The organism is Maribacter orientalis, assembly GCF_900109345.1.
In the GTDB taxonomy this organism is placed as follows: Bacteria; Bacteroidota; Bacteroidia; order Flavobacteriales; family Flavobacteriaceae; genus Maribacter; species Maribacter orientalis.
The window spans coordinates 23,237-43,299 of the sequence record NZ_FNZN01000012.1; the positions used below are offsets into that span (position 1 = coordinate 23,237).

Sequence of the window (20,063 nt, forward strand, 5' to 3'; positions counted from 1 at the left end):
CTACTTTACAGGAAAAAAAAGTACTTATTAACAATAATATTAAACCTAGTGCGTTTTCAAAATAGAAATGGAGGAATGGCAGAGTGGTCTAATGCAAATTGCAATGTATTTTGTTATTGAGGTTAACGCCTCCGAGGGTTCGAATCCCTTCTTCCTCCGCTAAAAAAGCCCGTTAATTACGGGCTTTTTTTATCCGAAGCTCATGAAGTGGTATTACCCCACAAGAGCAGATAATCGATGATATTGTCGAGTTGGTCAAATTTTAAAAACAAGTCATTGAACTTCAAAAATATTTAGTCAACTTTATATAATATATTTATTAAAAAAATGTCAGCAAAAATTGCATTTATTGGTGCCGGAATAGCTACAAGTTATACCTTGATTCCTTTTTTAGAAAGCTATGAAAAGGAAAAATACAACAGTGAAATTGAAATTTTCATAATTGACAAAAGCAATGATTTCTTTAAAGGCATGCCATATGGTAGTCGGTCTGGAAAATCAGTTCTTTTAATACAGGATTTAAAGAATTTCATTACAGAACCACACAGAACACATTTTAAGAATTGGTTAGATGCCAACCTTACTGAACTTGTAGAAGAATTCATTGATAATGGTGGAATGTATGCTACGGAGTGGGCGCAAATAAACAGTCCATTATACAAAAAAGGAGAATGGGATGATTTATATATTCCTAGATTTTTCTTCGGAAAATACATAAACCAAGAGGTGTTAGGGCGAATTGATAAGCTGGTTAACGCTAAAAAATTAACATTAACTTACATACAAAAAGAGACGGTATCTATCACCAAGGAAGCAAATAATTTTCAAATTAATTTTGAAGACAACACCACAATTTCTTCAGATAAAATAGTGCTTTCTATAGGCTCCTTACCCTATAAAAGGTTATTCGATGACACTATAGGAAACAATGAAAACGCACTTTATATTAAAGAACCATATGGCTTAGGTATGGAGAAAAATATGGGACAAATTGCAAGTTTCATAAATGGACGTAAATCAAAAAATCTCAAAACAAAAATTGCTGTTCTAGGCGCAAATGCAAGTGGTTTGGAAATGATTTACAAAATCTGTGACAAACTAAACATTGATGAATATGACACCTCATTTAAAACCCTTTCATCACATGGAGTAATGCCCGATGGAACATTTGATGCAGTTAAAGCAAAACAATTTAGTGCAAAACATTTACAATCACTTTCCCAAACGAAAGACTTGACCGCTAGTGCCATTGCCGAAGCAGCTCACAAAGATATTGATGAAGCTGAAAAACAAGGCCTAGGTGCTGCCACAACTGTTGGAATTATTTCAAAAGGCTTTGGAGCATTGCTACCCAATTTAAGCAAAGAAGAATTGTTGAATTTTGCATGTTTTCATGGAAACCAAATAGGCAGAAGGCAACGTTGCGCTGGCAATCATTATCTTTCTGTAGTTGAAGAACTTTCCAATCGTGAAAGATTTGAGCATATTAAAGGTCGTTTTCACGGACTTACTGAAAGTTCAGATGGCTTGACGATGACTTTTAAAAATAATGATGCACCAAATTCTACCGAAGACTCTGAAACCTTTAACATTGTCATTAATTGTCTTGGAAGCGTAGACTTAACATCAAATGATTTATCACCATTTTTTAAAGATCTTATTAAGAGTGGACTTTGTAAGCCAAATCCCTCTAAAATCGGGTTCAAAGTGGACGAAAATATGCAAGCCTCAGAAAACCTATTTGTTGCCGGACCACTGTTGGCAGGTAACCAAATTGAAGATAAAATCTTTTGGCACCTTGAACATTGCGCAAGAATAATTTGGTCCAGTAATGTTCTTGCTAAAAAACTTCAAGCAAACCTTATTTAACAATTATCAACAACTATAATTAAGTTTTTTAAAGTCCATTTTTAAATGTTCTAAGTTAAGAAAATGAAAGAATGAACAGTATATTTGCTGCCGTTCTAAAAAACACGCATGTCCCCGAAGAAGAATACCTTAGTGTTTATTATTTTCTTACTTATTTTTTCAATATATTCAAGCAAGGGTCAGGTCTCCTATGAAAACGCTTTCCCTAATTTAGATTTCAACTTCCCTGTTGAAATTCAAAGCAGTAACGATGGATCCAACCGCTTATTTGTAGTTGAACAGCCTGGTAGAATAAAAGTATTTCCAAATAAGTCTGACGCTACAGTAGGAGAGCTTACGACATTTTTAGACATTTCTTCAATTGTATCGTATAGTTCAGGTCAAGAAATTGGGCTGTTAGGCGTGGCATTTCACCCAAATTATTCAACCAATGGCTATGTATATGTTTATTATATAGACCAACCTACTAACTACAGAATTAACATAGCGCGTTATCAAGTAGATAGTAGTAATTCGAATCTACTTAATCCCAGTTCGGGAGTAATCATAGCACAGTTCACCAAAAATCTATCTGATTCAAACCATAATGGTGGTAAAATTGAATTTGGTCCTGATGGATTTTTGTATATTTCTATAGGTGATGGTGGCGGTGGTGGCGACCCACAAGGTAACGGACAAAACTTAACTACTGTATTTGGCAGTATACTTCGAATTGATGTAGATATAGATGGTAGCAATCCAATAGAAACTAACGCCGATTTACCAAACGGTAAGTATGAAATACCATCAAACAACCCTAGAGTTGGTCAATCGGGTTTAGATGAATTATACGCGTGGGGTATCAGAAATACGTGGAAATTTTCTTTCGATACTTCAGGCAATTTATGGGGCGCAGATGTAGGTCAAAATATTTATGAAGAAATAAATTTAATTACAAGAGGAGGTAATTATGGCTGGAATAAATTAGAAGCAAATTCTGAACCTAGTTATGGATCTGGCACTTCTTTAACCACTACACCTGATATAAAACCCATCTTTTTTTATGATCACAGTAATGGAGATAATTCAATAACCGGGGGCTATGTTTACCAAGGTTCTTTATCTAGTTCCTTAATACAGAACAAATATATTTATGGAGATTATGTTTCCGGTAGAGTTTGGGCATTAAGTTATAACTCAGCCAACGGCAGTACCTCTAGTGAATTATTGTTCAAGACCAATGGCCAATTTATATCTAGCTTTGGTGAAGATGAAGCCGGCGAGCTATATTTTTCAGATTACGGTTCTAACGTAAATCTATATAAATTAACCGAAACAATTACAGGACCAGTAACTACCCCTGTAAATGGAATTGGTGAATGGAAATCGATATCAACAGGCACCAATGGCATTGTTGAAACAATTGCAAATTCTTCATCCGGCATAACATATATTGGAGGCACATTTAGCACGGCAGGAGACCTTAATGTAAGTAACCTAACTAGCATCAATTCGGCAAATGAATGGGAAGTATTTTCAAATGGAAGCAATGGAACTATTTATTCAATTGACATAGCCCCAGATGGAACAATTTATGTTGCAGGTGACTTTACCACAATCGGAGGAGTACCTGCAAATAACATCGCGAAGTGGAATGGTACGTCTTGGTCCTCTTTAGGAGATGGAACTAATGGCCCTATATTAAAAATTAAACTTAGCGAAACCGGAGCATTATTTATTAGTGGTGTATTTTCTGTAGCAGGCGGGATAACTGTAAATAATATAACTAAATGGGAAAATAATACATGGAGTGCTCTTGTCGATAACGCTACTAATGTATCTGGCACAAATAATGAAATACGATCAATAGCTTTCGACGAGAACAATAATTTATATGTAGGAGGGAATTTTGACATGGCAGGTGGAGTTTCAGCCGTTAGAATAGCCCGTTGGAATGGTACAAATTGGTCTGCCTTAGGATCTGGTACAAGTGGTTTTGTTCAAGCTATAGAATCTATAGGAGACTACTTATATATCGGAGGGAATTTTTCTATTGCAGGTGATAAAACGGTTAACAGAATCGCTAGGTTCAATAAAATCAATGAATCGTGGGAAAGGCTTGGTAATGGTTTAAGTGGAAATGTAAATACCATAACCTCAAATGAAAATTATATTTATGTAGGAGGAAGTTTTAGCACCGCTAGTGATGATGGCAATGTAGATAAAATAGTAAATAGTTTAGCCCGTTGGAGTGCCGATTATGGTTGGGAGGCCTTAGGGCCAAATACAAATGTAGGTGTTGACATTCGGGTAAATTCATTGACATTCACCAATAACAACACAGAACTTTTAGTTGGTGGTAATTTTACTACTGCGGGTAATATCAATACCAACAATATAGCGATTTGGAGTGAAAATTTCTGTGAAGAAAATAGTATTGTTCCAGAATATCAAATAAATGGCGTGTTTGAAAGTGGAAACAATACGCTTACCGTAAATGAAGGTGATGAATTGGTTATAAGCATGTTACCCAATAACGTTTCGTTCTCAATCACCTTACCAAATGGCTCAAAGGTAAATGGTGATTATAGTTTAGGAAGTATAACTTCTGAACAATCGGGGATGTATACTATTGAAACAAACCAAGGTTGTATAGAAAATTTGGAAATTTCAGTACAACCATCGGTAGCAGTTGATCAAGACAATGATGGTGTACTTGATGAAAATGATAATTGTACTAACACACCATCTGGGGAATCTGTTGATTCAAATGGATGCGCTATTAGCCAATTAGATAGTGATAATGATGGTGTGAAGGATTCTTTAGACGATTGCCCAAATACTATGAATGGTACTATAGTTAATTCCAATGGTTGTCCCGAACAAGAAATTGACAGTGATGACGATGGTGTTATTGATGCCCGTGATTTATGCCCTAATACATTAAAAGGCACATCTGTAGATGAAAATGGTTGCGCTTTTAGAATTTATCCTAACAATCAATTTAAAATCACCTCTGTTGGAACGTCATGTATTGGTTCGAATAATGGTTCTATTTTAATTGAATCAATCACAAAAGAAAACTTCTTGGCAACGATAACGGGGGCTACTGAAAATATCATATTACCATTTACTGATATTTTAACGATAAAAGACTTAGATATCGGAGAATATAATCTTTGTATTTCTTCAATAGAATTTCCAAATTATGAAACCTGTTCTAAGATAATAATAACAGAGCCTTTACCCCTAAGTGTGCAATTAGACTTCAATTCATTGACCAATAGTGTTACCTTGAAAATGAATGGTGCTAAGGAATATACTATAGAAATAAATGGTAAAAGTATGCAAACCGAAAATCAACTTATAAGCTTACCATTGTATGATGAAGTCAATGATGTAAGGGTGAGTACAAATCAATCGTGTCAGGGGAAATTTGAAGAAACTGTTATTTTAAAGAACTCATTATTAATCTATCCAAACCCTGTTAACGAAAGTCTTTCAATAGATTTAAAATCATTGACTTCTGATACCGTTGAAATAGCTATTTTTACAGAAGCAGGACTTTTGATCCATTCTGAAACTTATTTAGTTAAAAGCTCTAAAATTGAAATAAACACAAGTGCTCTAAGCTCAGGTATTTATTTTTTAAGAGTGATGAATGATAACGTAAATAAATCCTTCAAACTTATAAAACAGTGAGAAAAATTGGGTTTTTAATTTTCATAACACTTGTAATCCAATCATGTGGAGTAGATTCGGATGTTTTGGAATACGCAAAAAACAATATAAATTTATTCCTTGTTTTCCCTGAGAATGATTCTGAATGTACTGAAGGTATCGTTGTTTCCGATACGGAGAGCGAACTAATTTTTGAATGGATTGATGAAAATAACAATGCTCCATATATCTTACATTTAACCAATATATCTAACTCTCAGACAGAATCATATGAAAGTGAGTCTACAGAAGTAGCCATTACTCTTAAACGAGGTGTTATTTACTCATGGTACGTTACAGGAAAAATTAATAGTAGTAGCGAAGTTTGGAGTTTCTATAATGAAGGACCTGGACTTGAATCAACAATTCCTTTTCCTGCAACAGCTATTTCTCCTGTTTCTGGAGCGTCAATTTCTCGAACTAGTACTACCGTTAATTTAATTTGGCAGTCAGAAGATTTAGATAATGATATCGTCGGTCATGACTTATATTTTGGTGAAGCCAAAGACCCTGAATTATATGGCATTGATATTATTGAAACTAGATTTGATGATATACCTGTAGTGGCAGGAAAAACCTATTATTGGAAAATAGTTACTAAAGATAGTGTTGGTAACGAATCTACATCACCCGTATTTACTTTTACCGTTGGCTAGGGTTTATTTCTTTATTCAATAGACTAATTCGATAATTTAAGATTATTTATATAAAACAAAATTGCCCATTAGTCACAATTCTGACTAATGGGCAATTAAAAATATTCTCACTTATTTAAAATTCGATTATTTCGAATTCAGAACGTCTGTTAACTGCATGTTTTTCTTCAGAACAATACGTATTGTCGTCACACTCATTTAATAACAATCTTTCGCCATAAGCCTCTGTAATTAATTTATCATCAGAAATACCTTTTGACAAGAGATACTCATTAGTTTTATCTACTCTACGTTGCGATAGCCAATCGTTATATGTAGAGGCTCCTCTAGAATCGGTATGAGAATTTATTTTCAGTTTCAAGGTTGGAATTTCTTTCATTATCACTGATAACGAATCCAAAATAGTTTTAGATTTTCCTTTTATAGTGGATGAATTCAAATCAAAATACACATAACCTAAATTCTCAATTCTTGACCTTATCTCCTCTTTTCTCTTGTTAAGCGCGTCTAATTTCGCTTTTTCAGCAGCAGCCAATACAGCTTCTTTCCTTTCCTTTTCTAGTCTTTCAGCCAGCAATGCTTCGTCCTTTAGCCTATTAACTTCTGTAATAGAATCTGTTTGACGTTGTTTTTCTTTTTCGATAGCTGCCAAAAGTTCCAACTTTTCTTCTCCTCTTTTAGATAAACCTTTTTCTATACCAAATTGATAAACTACACCTGCAGCATGCTGAATATGGTTCGAAGCACCATCACCTTGACTCATGGCCCATTTACCCGTAGAATTAAAATCGAGACCCCATCTATCGGAAAACCACGTTCTAAATCCTACTACCGCATTATAGGTGCCTCTTCCTAAATTGTTAGCATCTGAATATCCAGCGCCAACGCCTACATAAGGATCAAACCAACCTGTCTGGCCAATTATTTTATTCAAATCATAGGTTATTCTACCGTCAATACCATAATAATTAATATCTACAGGGTTAATAACCGCATCAATAATATTCCCTTCCTTGTATTTATTGTAAGTCCCAATCGCTTCTATACCTAAGCCATTTTTAAAATACCTTCCAATACTTACTCTCGATGGAAAAGGAACCATATTCCATTCATCTCCAACATTAAACAATCCATCAAAAACGTTTCCTGAATCATCAACAGCATTGAAACCAACACCAAAAATCCATGAACTCTGAACAATACTATCCTTTGCCGTGATTTGAAGCTCGTCTTGAGCAAAAGTTAAATTAGCAGCTAATAATAGCATCAAAAAGCCAATAACTTTAATAGTTTTCATAATTATAAATTTGGGTTATTAAGTTGTAAAATTAATTGTAGATAAGGTAATAGGCAAATAAGTACTATATAAAGTAATTAAAATCGATTGGTAGTTGAATGTAGATAAATTAACGACGAATTACTGTTGAATCTTTAGAGATTTCGAACTTAATCGTAATTTGTAAATACTAAAAGGACTAACTATCAAATTGTTTTGTTTCTTAGTCTTAGATTCAAGTTTATGCACTATTAAGCTATCACCACTCTCATTTATTTCTAAATCTACAAAATTTGATGTTTTACTATCTCCACACCAAACTAAAAGCATATTTTGAGTAAAGTCTACTACTGGAGGAACTAAACCTGGTTTTCTTGTTCTATTAATTTTTCCGTAAAAAGTATTTAAATCCTCTTGATTTCTAATTAAAAAATATTTTTCTTCTTCAAAACCACTATAATTTTCATTCAAGATATTCTGCATACCCATTTCATTAGAATTCTGTAAGCTACTAGAAACCGTACTTTTACAAGCATCCAACTGTGTCAATAAAATAAGAATAAAAAAAATGAAATTTTTATACATTTTTGAAACGACCTTTAAATGCCCTCTCATAAACTTCTTCGTAAAGCGGTAAAACCTTCTGTATATCAAATTTATGCGCTTCATTAAGCGCATTAAGTTTAAACCTTTCTAGTACTTCATCATTCTTTAAAATAGTTATTGCTTTAGATGCCATATCTTCAATATCACCAACATCGCTAAGAAAGCCACTTACTCCTTCTTTGTTTACCTCAGGAATACCACCGGCATTACTTGATATTACAGGTACCTTATTTATCATAGCTTCTAAAGCAGCAAGACCAAAACTCTCTGTTTCCGACGGTAAAAGAAACAAATCTGAAAAACACAAAATTTTATCGATTTCATTACTATTACCTAAAAAGATAACCTTATCAGCTATACCTAACTCCTCGCAAAGTCTTTCAGCGCCTTCTTTTTCTGGACCTTCGCCCACCATAATAAGCTTAGAGGGTATTTCAATTTGTATTTTACTAAATACCTTGATTACATCAGGAATTCGTTTAACCTTTCTAAAATTACTGATATGCGTAACTATTCGCTCGTCTTCAGTAGCCATATTAGAACGTTGGCAATCGGTAAAGGATTTACTATATTTTTTGGCATCAATAAAATTAGGGATAACTTCTATTTCGCCTTTAATATCAAAAATTTCTAAAGTTCCCTTTTTTAAGCTCTCAGATACTGAGGTTACTACATCAGATTGGTTTATACTGAAAGTGACCGCAGGTTTATAAAAAGGATGCTTACCCACTAGAGTTATATCGGTACCATGAAGTGTTGTAATCATAGGAACAAAAATTCCTTCTTCCTCTAGCATTTTCTTAGCCATATACCCCGCATATGCATGCGGTATGGCATAATGCACATGTAATAAATCTATCTTATGAAGCTTTATAGTATCTACCAATTTACTGGATAATGCCAGCTCGTAAGGTTGATAATGAAAGAGTGGGTATTCTGGAACGTGAACTTCGTGAAAGAATATTTTATTACTTAACAACTCTAAACGTACCGGTTGTCGGTAGGTTATAAAATGAATCTCATGACCTCTATTGGCCAATGCGATTCCTAATTCTGTTGCTACAACCCCACTACCACCAAAAGTAGGGTAACATACTATTGCTATTTTCATTACTACAAAACTAACTTTTTAATTTAGAATTGAGTCGTAAATGACTTGTTGAATTCTAGTTCTTAACCCAGATTTAACTAATAAGGTATTAGATGCAGATGGATATGTTCTGTTAGATAAAAACACATAAACAATTTCTTCTTCAGGGTCGGCCCAAGTATAGGTACCTGTAAAACCACTATGACCAAAACTTTTTCTAGAAACACAACCACAGGTTGGTCCGCTATGTTCTAATTGTGGTTTATCAAAACCCACTCCCCTACGCACATTCTTATCGCAAAAATAACAGGTATTAAATTTTTTGACTGTTCTGGAATCAAAAAATTTGGTACCGCCATAATATCCGTTTTGAAGATACATTTGCATAATCTTCGCTATATCATTTGAGTTACTAAAAAGTCCGGCATGTCCTCCTACTCCTGCTTGCATTGCTGCTCCCATATCATGAACATAACCTTGTACGGTACCGTATCTGTAATAATCATCTTCCTCTGAAGGTACTATCATATTTTTTTCAAACTTTTCTAAAGGATTATAGGAGGTGTGGTTTGCACCAAGCCGACGATATAGAAAATTATTAGTCAAATAATCTAAGGGTTGACTATAATTTTCCTCAATAACCTTTTTCATCACATAATAAGGTACATCACTATAGCGATATCGATTAGACTTTAAATCTTGCCTTCCAATTCTATTATAAATCGAATCTTTATAAGCATCTGCCAAATAAAGGTTATCATAGACTTTAGTTGAAAAACCTGGCAATAGTGAATTTCGATAAAACTCACCAGAAGGCTTTCTATTTTCATCTAATGTATTAATGTAAAAAGGTATCCATGCAGGTAAGCGACCGTAATGAGACAAGGCTTTTAAAACGGTAACATTTTTAATTTCGGTATCGGAATAATTTGGCACCAATTCTTCAAAAGTATCATTCAATCCAATTTTACCTTCTTCTTCCATCTTCATTACCATGGGCAACGTTGCCAATATTTTTGTCAATGAAGCCAGATCATAGATATAATCATTCGTTATTTTTTCTTTAGAATCATAAGTAGGCTTCCCAAAACTTTTTTGATATATAATTTTGCCTTTTCTTGCTACCAAAATTTGCGCTCCCGGAAACATTAAACTATCCAAACCATCATTCACCATACGGTCAATATCCCCTAAGCCTTTCGAACTCATACCTACTCGCTCAGGTATACTATAACCAAGCCTACTTAGTGATTGTGTTTTAATTCCTGAATTGACCGGAAAATCAGAGTGTGCACTAACCGGTAATTTCCCTGAAGCTCCTACCGCGCCAAAAAGAACTTCGGCAGTTTTCTCTTGAGCAATATCGCTATTCTGATAAGACATAACTACCGCATCTATATTCTGAAATGAGTTAATATCAGATAAAGCGTAAGGTTTAGCAAATACACAAAGTATAAGATTAGACGTTCTTTCGGTCGCAATCTCTTGCAACCAATTTAGCTCGGTTGCACTAAATTTGTAACCTTTCCATGGGCTTTCATTACTTTTATGATGGCCAATTATAACAAGATTAAATTCTTTTAATTTCACCTTTAAGGTGTTGATATCATTCGCATCTACAACTGTTACGTTAGCATAATTTTTCAGTCCTTTCACAAAAGCATCATTAGAAGCATCACCGAACTTCACATAGGCGATTTTCTTATTGTCCAAATTTTTGATAGCCAATAAGTCTAACTTATTCTTTACGATAGTAATGGCATTCTCAATGGCCTCTTCATAAATGATATCGTCTTCTAAACTGTTTAAATCATCATATAGATTATCAATGACAATTGGCTCGTAGTTGTTCAACCCTGCTTTGTATTTCGCGAGCAAAATCTTTTTAACGGAATAGGCCAAACGCTCTTCGGTCAACTTTCCTTTGCCGTATGCTTCCGACAATTTTAATTTAGATTCGACTATATTTTCTGGCATTAGAAGCATATCATTACCTGCCATAAATGCTGCTAATTCTACACTGCCATCATTACCGGTCGTTGAAACACCTTTCATATTAAGTGCATCGGTAAAAATTAAACCTTTATAACCTAGATCCTCTTTTAAAAGTCCTGAAATTATTTGCTCAGAAATAGAAGATGGTAATCCCTTTTTTATTTCTAATGCAGGCACCTCTAAATGGGCTACCATTATACTACTTAAGCCAGACTTAATTAATTTTTTAAATGGGTATAATTCTAAACTGTCTAACCGTTTTCTTGAGAAAGGAATTATAGGTAAGTTATGATGTGAATCTACTTCAGTATCCCCATGACCTGGAAAATGTTTACCATTTGCCAAAACGCCTGCACGCTCCATACCCTTTGCAAATGCGATTGCCTTTTCAACTACATTATCTCTATCCTCACCAAACGAACGATTACCTATTATTGGATTATTTGGATTGGTATTAATATCTAGGTCTGGAGCAAAATTGATATGTACTCCTAATCGTTTTGCATGCTGACCAATTTGATAGCCTACCTTTTCAACCATTGTACTGTCTTGAATAGCACCTAAAGTCATATTCCATGGAAAGGCATAAGTAGAATCTAACCTCATGGATAGTCCCCATTCGGCATCCATACCAATTAATAAAGGAACTTTTGATGCCGCCTGATATTCATTCGTAAGTATGGCTTGCCTAACAGGACCACCTTTAGAAAAAATAACTCCTCCTAAATTCTCTTTAATAATCAAACTTTTAATTTGATCAGTTGCTTGTTTATTTTGATTTGATGCGACGCTAACCATAAATAATTGACCCAACTTTTCATTTAAGGTCATTTTATCATATTGTCTATCCACCCAAGTCTTTTGAGCTAGACTATCTTTAGTAACTAAAGGATTTTGAGCAAGAAGACCTGAACAACAAAATAACCCACAAAAAATTATTAAAATAAGGCGCATAAAATTGTATGTACTGAGATAACTATTATGGTATGAAATTATTGCATTTCATCGATAAAACCGAATAATAATGATCGTTAAGAAGAAATCGTTTTATAGAAAACGAACATGCCAACTCTCAGAGGCTGGTACTTCCCAATGTTCAAGATATTCTCCTTTATTGGTTACCAAGTTATTGAATACAATGGTATTCTTTGAAACTGCTTTTTGCTTCGCCATTGCCTTAAAGTCAAGTAAGCTTTTATAAGCTACGAAGTCCCCTTGTTTATAAGACACATTCATTTTATCTAATAACAAAACATCGTATTTCTTTTCCAATGCTTGAATAAAATGAACCGATGCATCAATTGAACAACCCGTAGCGCTTTGTGAATTCTGATCTAATGCAATAACTATGAATCTTTTGTACTTTATTTCATACCCAGCATTTAAATCATTGCCATGAGCTGTCCAATTTTGTAAAAACACATCAATTTCTGACCTTATATCAACTAATTCATCTTCAGAAAATGAACGGCTACATTGATATATCCAAACTCTTGCAGTCTCTGGTAACGTGTTAAATTCTACTAGCAAATTATATGATTTAGATATTAAAAAATTAAATAATGAAAAATTTACAGATCTTCTGCGGTAGCAATCAACTCTGCAATATCCATAACTGCGATTGAATCTTCTTTCTCCTTATTCTTAACACCGTCAGTCATCATGGTATTACAAAAGGGACAACCTGCTGCAATTATATCAGGTTTTATTTCTAACGCTTGCTCGGTACGTTCAATATTCACGTCTTTATCCCCTTTTTCGGGTTCTTTAAACATCTGCGCACCGCCTGCACCACAACAAAGACCTCTTTGTTTACAGCTTTTCATTTCAACTAACTCTGCATCCAATTTTCTAATTAAATCCCTTGGCGCTTCGTAAACACCATTAGCCCTTCCTAAATAACAAGGGTCATGAAAAGTGATTCGTTTTCCTTTAAACGTACCACCTTCCATTGAAATTCTACCTTCGGTCAGTAGTTGTTTTAAAAACTGTGTATGGTGAACAACTTCATAATTACCCCCTAAACCAGGGTACTCATTTTTAATGGTATTAAAACAATGAGGACAAGCTGTTACTATCTTTTTTATTTCATAAGCATTGAGCACTTCTATATTGGTAACTGCCTGCATTTGAAACAAAAATTCATTTCCTGCACGTTTTGCAGGGTCGCCTGTACAACTTTCTTCTGTACCTAAAACAGCAAATGACACATTGGCCTTGTTCAAAATCTTAACGAAAGCTTTTGTTATCTTTTTTGCCCTGTCATCAAAACTACCGGCACAACCTACCCAAAATAAAACCTCAGGAACGGTACCCGTAGCAAAAAATTCTGCCATTGTAGGCACTTTCAATTCACTTATCATATCTTCTTTTAAGATTCTTTACTCCAGTTTAAACGATCCATTTGGTTAAATGGCCAAGGTGCACCATTATTTTCAATATTACTCATCATGTTATTCAAATCTGTTGGAGCAGCAGATTGTTCCATAACTAAATATTGTCGCATATCCATAATAATAGAAAGAGGGTCGATGCTAATAGGGCATGCTTCTACGCAAGCATTACAAGAAGTACAAGCCCATAATTCTTCTGGACTTATAAAATCGTTTAATAATTGTTTACCATCATCTTTAAACTCACCATTATTCTCATCTATATTCTTACCAACTTCCTCTAGGCGGTCACGGGTATCCATCATTATTTTACGAGGAGACAATTTTTTACCTGTTAGATTTGCCGGACATTCACTGGTACACCTTCCACATTCGGTACAGGTATATGCATTTAATAATTGAACCCAACTTAAATCTTGAACGTCTGAAGCACCAAATTTATCAGGTACTTCAGCATCTTCAGCAGGTTCTGCATACGGATCTGCATCAGGATCCATCATCATACGCACTTCATCTGTGACAGATTGCAAATTCTTAAACTGTCCTTTTGGAGTTAGTTTACCATAATAAGTATTCGGAAACGCCAGAAGTATATGTAAGTGCTTAGAATAGTACAAATAGTTAAGGAAAAATAAAATTCCTGCAATATGTAACCACCAAGCAGTACGTTCAACTATTATTAAAGTTGATATAGATAAATTTTCGAATAATGGCGCTATAAAACTACTTATCGGAAACGACCCTGCTTTAGCATAATGTTCTGCCCCCATTTGTTGCAATTGATAATCTGCTGCATTCATGGTTAGAAATAAAAACATCAATACCAATTCGATATACAGAATAAGGTTACCGTCTTTTTTTGGCCAACCGACCATTTCTGGTTTAAAGAATCTTTTTAATCGAATAATATTTCTTCTTATCCAGAAAATAACTACTGCAATAATCACTAATAATGCCAATACCTCAAACGATGCAATTAGAAAATCATATAACCCACCTAATACCGAAAACATTCTATGTGTACCAAAAACACCATCTAAGATAATTTCAAATACTTCTATATTTATTATAACAAAACCAACGTAAACGATAATATGAAGAAAACCTGCAATTGGACGAACGACCATTTTAGATTGACCTAAAGCAATCTTTGCCATGTTTTTCCACCGTTGTGGCTTATTGTCATTTATAGATACTTCCTTACCAAGGAAAATATTTCGTTTTAATTTTGAAATATTCTTTACAAAGAAACCCACACCAACTACCAGTAAGAGTATAAAAATAATATTAGGGAGATACTGCATAAATTTATTCTTCTATTTTATCAGCTGGGTCTTCTTCAGGAACTGTATAATCCTTTTGTTTTTTACCGAAGACCGAAACGTTAACATAGCGTTTTGGGTTTAAACGGAAATCTTGTAATAGTAGCTCTAATTCTCTGCTACTGCTATTCAAATTTGAGTATAACTCCTTATCGTTCATCAATAAACCTAAGGTACCATCGCCATTTTCAATTTTTTGGGCTACTTGATCTAAACTGGCCATTGTAGATTCTAAACTTGCCAAAGTACGCCCCAAACCAGCAGAATTTAAGGAGTCTGAAAGCTTAGCAAAATTGGAAGTAAGCACTTCAAAATTCTTAAAGGAATTATCTAACTTTTCCCTATTGCCCTCTAATACGCTATTTAGTGATGTAGCACTCTTATTAAGACTTGTTAACAAAATATTAAGACCCCCTATAACCTCTTTCAATTCCTTTTTTGTCTTAGAATCTAAAACAGAATTTACATTAACTAAAACAGAATCAGCCCCAGAAATAGCAGATTCGAACTTACGCACCAAAGGAGTTAATTTTTGTTGTGCTAAATCTGTAATACCTGGTCTTGTCTCAGATTGTAACGTATCACCAGATTGCGCAATACCGGTAGCATCAAAAACAGGTCTAATCTGTAAACCCTTACCTCCTATTATACCGGTATCATAAAGTTCTACCAGACTATTTTTAGAGAATTTAAAATCATTACCAACGGTAAAAGTCACTAATAAATTCCCTTTTTCATCTAAAAACTTTATATCATTCACTTTTCCAACACTAAACCCGTTAATTGAAACGGTAGTACCAGATTGAAGTCCACCAACATTCGGATAAACCGCATAGAACGTTTTACTGTTATCAAAAATAGGAGTGGATTTCAAATAGCTGAATCCCATGATAAATAAAAGAATACCTCCTATTACAATAATTCCTGTTTTTACTTCTCTAGATAGTTTCAAGCAATTATATTTTTGTTATACTCAAAATTAGGAATAATATTCACACTTTAAGGGGTAAATTCAGAAACCTCTTCCAATGCTTGTTTAATAGGAATTCTTTCTCCTAATTTATAAGCAACAATGTACGCTGTCTTATACCCTTTTTCTTGCGCTAAGGTTTGCATCATTTTCGCTTCTCTATATGACCTGGTTTCCCCGTACATATAACGATATAAGTTTTTATATGGTTCCTGCGATAAATTTGATAGACCATTAAAATTATTAGAACTAAGTGGAACATTCTTGCTACTCGCCATTAACTGAATCTTAAACATAATCGATTCAGCAACTTCTTTAGAAGTAATAGCCTCTTTAGGTTTTGTTTCAACTACAGGCGTTACTATTACATCTTTATCTTTTTCCGGAACAACAATAGGTTCTTGCTTTTTTAGTTCAGCGATTTCATCTTTAGATGATTCAATAACCGTTTCTTTATTCTGTTCTATTTTTTCAGCAACTTCTTCTTTAATTGGTGGCGATTTTGGTTTTTCGATGGTTTTCTCTACTGTTTTTATGGTTGGTTTAACACCTTCTTTATAATGTAATATTGCTTTGGCGATTGCATTACCAATTTCGGTTTGGCCTTTTCCTGAGTTTAAATAGGCACCTTCATCTTTGTTGGTCAAGAACCCCGTTTCAACCAAAACACTAGGCATAAAGGTTTGATGTAACACGATGAAACCAGCTTGCTTTACTTGTCTATCTGTCCTCTTCAAAGAGCTTGAAAAATTCTCTTGAATCATGGTAGCCAAAGCTACACTTTGATCTAAAAATTCTTCTTGCATTATCGTAAGACCAATTACAGATTCCGGTGAATTGATATCATAATCAGCATATCTATTTTCGTAGTTATCCTCTAAATAAATTACGGAGTTCTCTTTCTTGGCAATTTCAAAATTTTGCTTATTGGCATGTAGTCCAAGCACAAAAGTACCTGCACCATGTGCATCTGAAGTATGAGAATCACAATGAACTGAAACAAACAAATCGGCATTTGCCTTATTCGCTACCTCACCTCTTACATATAAATCGATGAAAGTATCATCTTTACGTGTGTAAATAATCTTTATATCTTTATTCTTAGATAAAATTTCACCTACTTTCAAAACAATATTAAGTGCAATTTTTTTTTCCAAATAACCATTCCCCAAGTTACCTGGATCATGGCCACCATGACCAGCATCCAATACAACAATAAAAGGGTCATCGGACTTTTGTTCCGTATCCAACCTTGTAAAAGATTGAAGCAAAAATGACATTGCTAAAACTAGTGAAACGCAAAAGAATTTTATTTTCATAAGTACTAGGGATTATATAGCCCTGATAATGGTTAAATTTATTGTAACACCCTACATTAGGATTAAAAAATATATGTAAGTTTGGCATCTTAAATACTGGCTCATTGGACAGCCAAACCTTTACAAAAATAGGATATATAGCCTTGCAATCAAACAAACAATACTTACTTTTCCTATTCGTGGTTTTTGCCGGTGCTTTTTATGCCTTCGGACAAGAAGGAAAAATTACACCTTTAAACATTAAAGTAGAGAAAGATTCTATTACTGCCCCATTATTCCCATCCAGAAGCATTAGAGATTCTATTTCGGCAGACTCAATAGCCGCTGATTCTATTAATAAAAAGCCCCCCTTATTATTAGACAAAATAACTTATAAGGCAAAAGATTACGTTAAATTAAGTCAAAAAGAAAATAAAATATACCTCTACAACGAGGCAGAAATTTACTATCAGGATACGGAATTAAAGGCAGGTATAATCATAATGGATTATATAAAAAACGAAGTTTACGCTGGTAGAATGAAAGATTCTTTGGGCAATTATACCCAACTACCCTATTTTAAACAAGGTTCAAACATTGTTATACCTGATTCAATACGATTTAATTTCGATACCCAGAAAGCATTAATTTGGAATTCACGGACCGAACAACAAGCAGCTGCAGGTCAATTAGGAAGTGATGCCATGAAAGTATACGCCGAGATTACAAAAAAGGAAAATGATTCGGTATACTTTTTAAGTGAGGGTAAACTTACTACGTCTACGGACACCATAAATCCTGACTATTATATCAGAGTAAGAAAGGCAAAATTTGTACCCAAAAAGAAGGTGATTGCAGGTTTTAGTAATTTATACATTGCAGATGTACCTACCCCTATTGCTATGCCATTTGCCTATTTCCCACTTTCTGTCGGTAGATCTGCAGGTATTTTAATGCCCTCTTTTGGTAACGACCCTAATACTGGGTACTTTCTTCAAGATATGGGCTACTATGTTCCATTAGGCGATTACGCCGACGTAACACTTTCTGGAGATTTTTACACTAATGGAAGTTATGCTTTTAGAACAGCCTCGATCTATACAAAACGATACAAATATAGGGGAAATGTCAATCTGAGATATGAAAATCAAGTTCGTAGTCAAAAAGGCTTTAGCGATTATAGCTTGTCAAGAAATTATAACATTCAATTCTCACACTCACAAGACCCAAAATCTAGCCCGAACTCTAGGTTTTCAGCCTCAGTTAACTTAGGTAGTAGTGAATATTATAGAAATTCGTTACAACAACGAAATTTACCTAATACTCAAAACAACACCTTATCATCGTCTATCTCATACTCTAAAACATTTCCTGAATATCCGTCAGTAAACATGAGTTTGACCGCTACACATTCACAATTAACATCGCCAACCGCAACCGCATCGGAGACAGATAACATTAACATGACCCTACCTACCTTTCAGGCAAGTATGGAGCGTATTTATCCTTTTGCAAAAAGAGATGGTATCAAAAAAGGGATAATTGACAATATAAACTTTCAATATGATGTTAATGCCCAAAACAGGTTAACAACTAACGATGATGATTTTCTAACTTCTAGAATGTTCGATAATGCTAAAGTTGGCGCAAGACATCGTATTCCTTTAACAACAAACTTTAAAGTAGCTAAATTTTTCAGCGTTAGTGTTGGTGGTAACTATGAAGATGTTTGGACTTTAGAAACGTACAACCAAAGTTATGATGCAGAAACGAAATCAATAGTACGAGATACCATAAGTGGTTTTGACCGTTATAATAAATATAATTTTAGTGCAAGTGTTGGTACAACACTATATGGAACCTTTGATTTAGGAGAAGATAAAAAGATTCAAGCGATACGGCACACCATGCGCCCATCAATTAGTTATGGCTACGCACCCTCTTTTGACCAGTTTTATGATGAATATATTAATGGTAATGGCGATGTTATTCAATTTAGTCGTTTTCAAGGAACTTTAAATGGCGCACCTTCATTAGGTAAATCTAATAGTTTAGGTTTTTCTTTAGCCAACACCCTAGAAGCTAAAGTTAGAGATAAAGATTCCACTAAAATAGAACCTAAAAAAGTTTCTTTATTAAGCAACTTCAATATCTCAACAGGGTATAATTTTGAATCTGATTCGCTTCGTTTAAATCCTTTAACCGTCAACGGTGGTACGAATATTCTCGAAAATAAAATGTCTATTAACTTTTCGGCAGGTCTTGACCCATATGCTATAGACAATAATGGTACTAGAATTGACACGTGGAACATTGACAATGGCGGTAGTCTTTTTAGACTGACAAGGGCAAATGCAAACATATCATATTCCATTAGTAGTGAAATGTTCGGCAAAAAAGATGACGATGAAAAAGAAGAAGAGGAAGACCCCTTCGATTATGTAGCACAAAGTGGCGGTAGGGATGATGATCTCTTTGGTAGGGCCGATAATTTCAATGACAATCCTGTTCGTAAAGATGATAAGAATAGTGATGTAGAAAACCCTATATATGGCACAAAAATACCGTGGAACTTAAGACTCGCTTATTCTGCCAGTTATGCAAATTCTGCAAGACAGAATGAGTTTAGCAGCCACTCACTAATGTTTTCTGGTGATATCGAATTAGCTCCGAGATGGTCGGTAGGTGGCTCATCTGGTTATGATTTTAAAAACCAAGGTTTCACTTTAACTCAACTCCGTTTTCAACGAGACCTAAAGAGTTTTACGATGCGTTTTAACTGGACCCCATTCGGACAATATAAAAGATGGTATTTCTTTATCGGTATAGATTCATCTATACTAAAAGATCTTAAATGGGAAAATCGAAGTCAACCCATTAGAAATTAAT

At 34.4% G+C, this 20,063-nt stretch carries 13 protein-coding genes and 1 tRNA gene; 5 read left to right on the top strand and 9 right to left on the bottom strand.

All coding sequences use genetic code 11. The annotated features are described in order from the left end of the window. The first annotated feature begins 69 nt into the window (after positions 1-69). From BMY56_RS18720 to BMY56_RS17245, 4 genes are all read left to right on the top strand, one after another. Positions 70-159: transfer RNA gene (locus tag BMY56_RS18720), tRNA-OTHER, on the top strand. 168 nt (positions 160-327) lie between these two features. Continuing rightward, a complete protein-coding gene (locus BMY56_RS17235) occupies positions 328-1,869 on the top strand; it encodes an FAD/NAD(P)-binding protein (RefSeq protein WP_091627177.1) in 1,542 nt (513 codons plus the stop codon). A 108-nt stretch (positions 1,870-1,977) separates the two neighbouring features. Beyond that, positions 1,978-5,550, top strand: coding sequence for a PQQ-dependent sugar dehydrogenase (locus BMY56_RS17240; RefSeq protein WP_091627178.1), 3,573 nt, complete (start codon positions 1,978-1,980; stop codon positions 5,548-5,550). Positions 5,551-5,615: 65 nt separating this feature from the next. Next, entirely contained in the window at positions 5,616-6,224 is a 609-nt protein-coding gene (locus tag BMY56_RS17245; protein WP_218144578.1) for a hypothetical protein, read from the top strand. 115 nt (positions 6,225-6,339) lie between these two features. On the opposite strand, the gene BMY56_RS17250 is transcribed toward BMY56_RS17245, so the two are convergent. From BMY56_RS17250 to BMY56_RS17290, 9 genes are all read right to left on the bottom strand, one after another. After that, on the bottom strand, positions 6,340-7,521 hold the full coding sequence (locus BMY56_RS17250) for an OmpA family protein (protein WP_091627184.1): 1,182 nt from the start codon (positions 7,519-7,521) through the stop codon (positions 6,340-6,342). A 120-nt stretch (positions 7,522-7,641) separates the two neighbouring features. Beyond that, the gene (locus BMY56_RS17255) at positions 7,642-8,085 is read right to left on the bottom strand and encodes a hypothetical protein (protein WP_091627186.1); all 444 of its coding nucleotides are present in this window, start codon (positions 8,083-8,085) and stop codon (positions 7,642-7,644) included. Beyond that, complete coding sequence (gene bshA, locus BMY56_RS17260; RefSeq protein ID WP_091627189.1) at positions 8,078-9,217, bottom strand: N-acetyl-alpha-D-glucosaminyl L-malate synthase BshA; 1,140 nt, start codon at positions 9,215-9,217, stop codon at positions 8,078-8,080. The genes BMY56_RS17255 and bshA overlap by 8 nt, the downstream gene beginning before the upstream one ends. 18 nt (positions 9,218-9,235) lie before the next feature. Next, positions 9,236-12,145 carry a serine hydrolase domain-containing protein gene (locus tag BMY56_RS17265; protein WP_091627191.1) on the bottom strand — a complete coding sequence of 970 codons (2,910 nt, stop codon included), beginning with the start codon at positions 12,143-12,145 and terminating at the stop codon, positions 9,236-9,238. 93 nt (positions 12,146-12,238) lie between these two features. After that, on the bottom strand, positions 12,239-12,721 hold the full coding sequence (locus BMY56_RS17270) for an ABC transporter ATPase (protein WP_091627194.1): 483 nt from the start codon (positions 12,719-12,721) through the stop codon (positions 12,239-12,241). A gap of 41 nt (positions 12,722-12,762) precedes the next feature. Further along, positions 12,763-13,554: a (Fe-S)-binding protein gene (locus BMY56_RS17275; RefSeq protein WP_091627197.1), complete on the bottom strand. Its 792-nt coding sequence runs from the start codon at positions 13,552-13,554 to the stop codon at positions 12,763-12,765. An 8-nt stretch (positions 13,555-13,562) separates the two neighbouring features. Then, on the bottom strand, positions 13,563-14,888 hold the full coding sequence (locus tag BMY56_RS17280; protein ID WP_091627200.1) for a 4Fe-4S dicluster domain-containing protein: 1,326 nt from the start codon (positions 14,886-14,888) through the stop codon (positions 13,563-13,565). A 4-nt stretch (positions 14,889-14,892) separates the two neighbouring features. Then, positions 14,893-15,858: an MlaD family protein gene (locus BMY56_RS17285; RefSeq protein ID WP_091627203.1), complete on the bottom strand. Its 966-nt coding sequence runs from the start codon at positions 15,856-15,858 to the stop codon at positions 14,893-14,895. A 47-nt stretch (positions 15,859-15,905) separates the two neighbouring features. After that, positions 15,906-17,195 carry an N-acetylmuramoyl-L-alanine amidase family protein gene (locus BMY56_RS17290; protein ID WP_091627205.1) on the bottom strand — a complete coding sequence of 430 codons (1,290 nt, stop codon included), beginning with the start codon at positions 17,193-17,195 and terminating at the stop codon, positions 15,906-15,908. A gap of 104 nt (positions 17,196-17,299) precedes the next feature. On the opposite strand from BMY56_RS17290, the gene BMY56_RS17295 reads away from it, so the two are divergent. Further along, positions 17,300-20,062 carry a putative LPS assembly protein LptD gene (locus BMY56_RS17295; RefSeq protein ID WP_245737275.1) on the top strand — a complete coding sequence of 921 codons (2,763 nt, stop codon included), beginning with the start codon at positions 17,300-17,302 and terminating at the stop codon, positions 20,060-20,062. The last annotated feature ends 1 nt before the right edge of the window (position 20,063 follow it).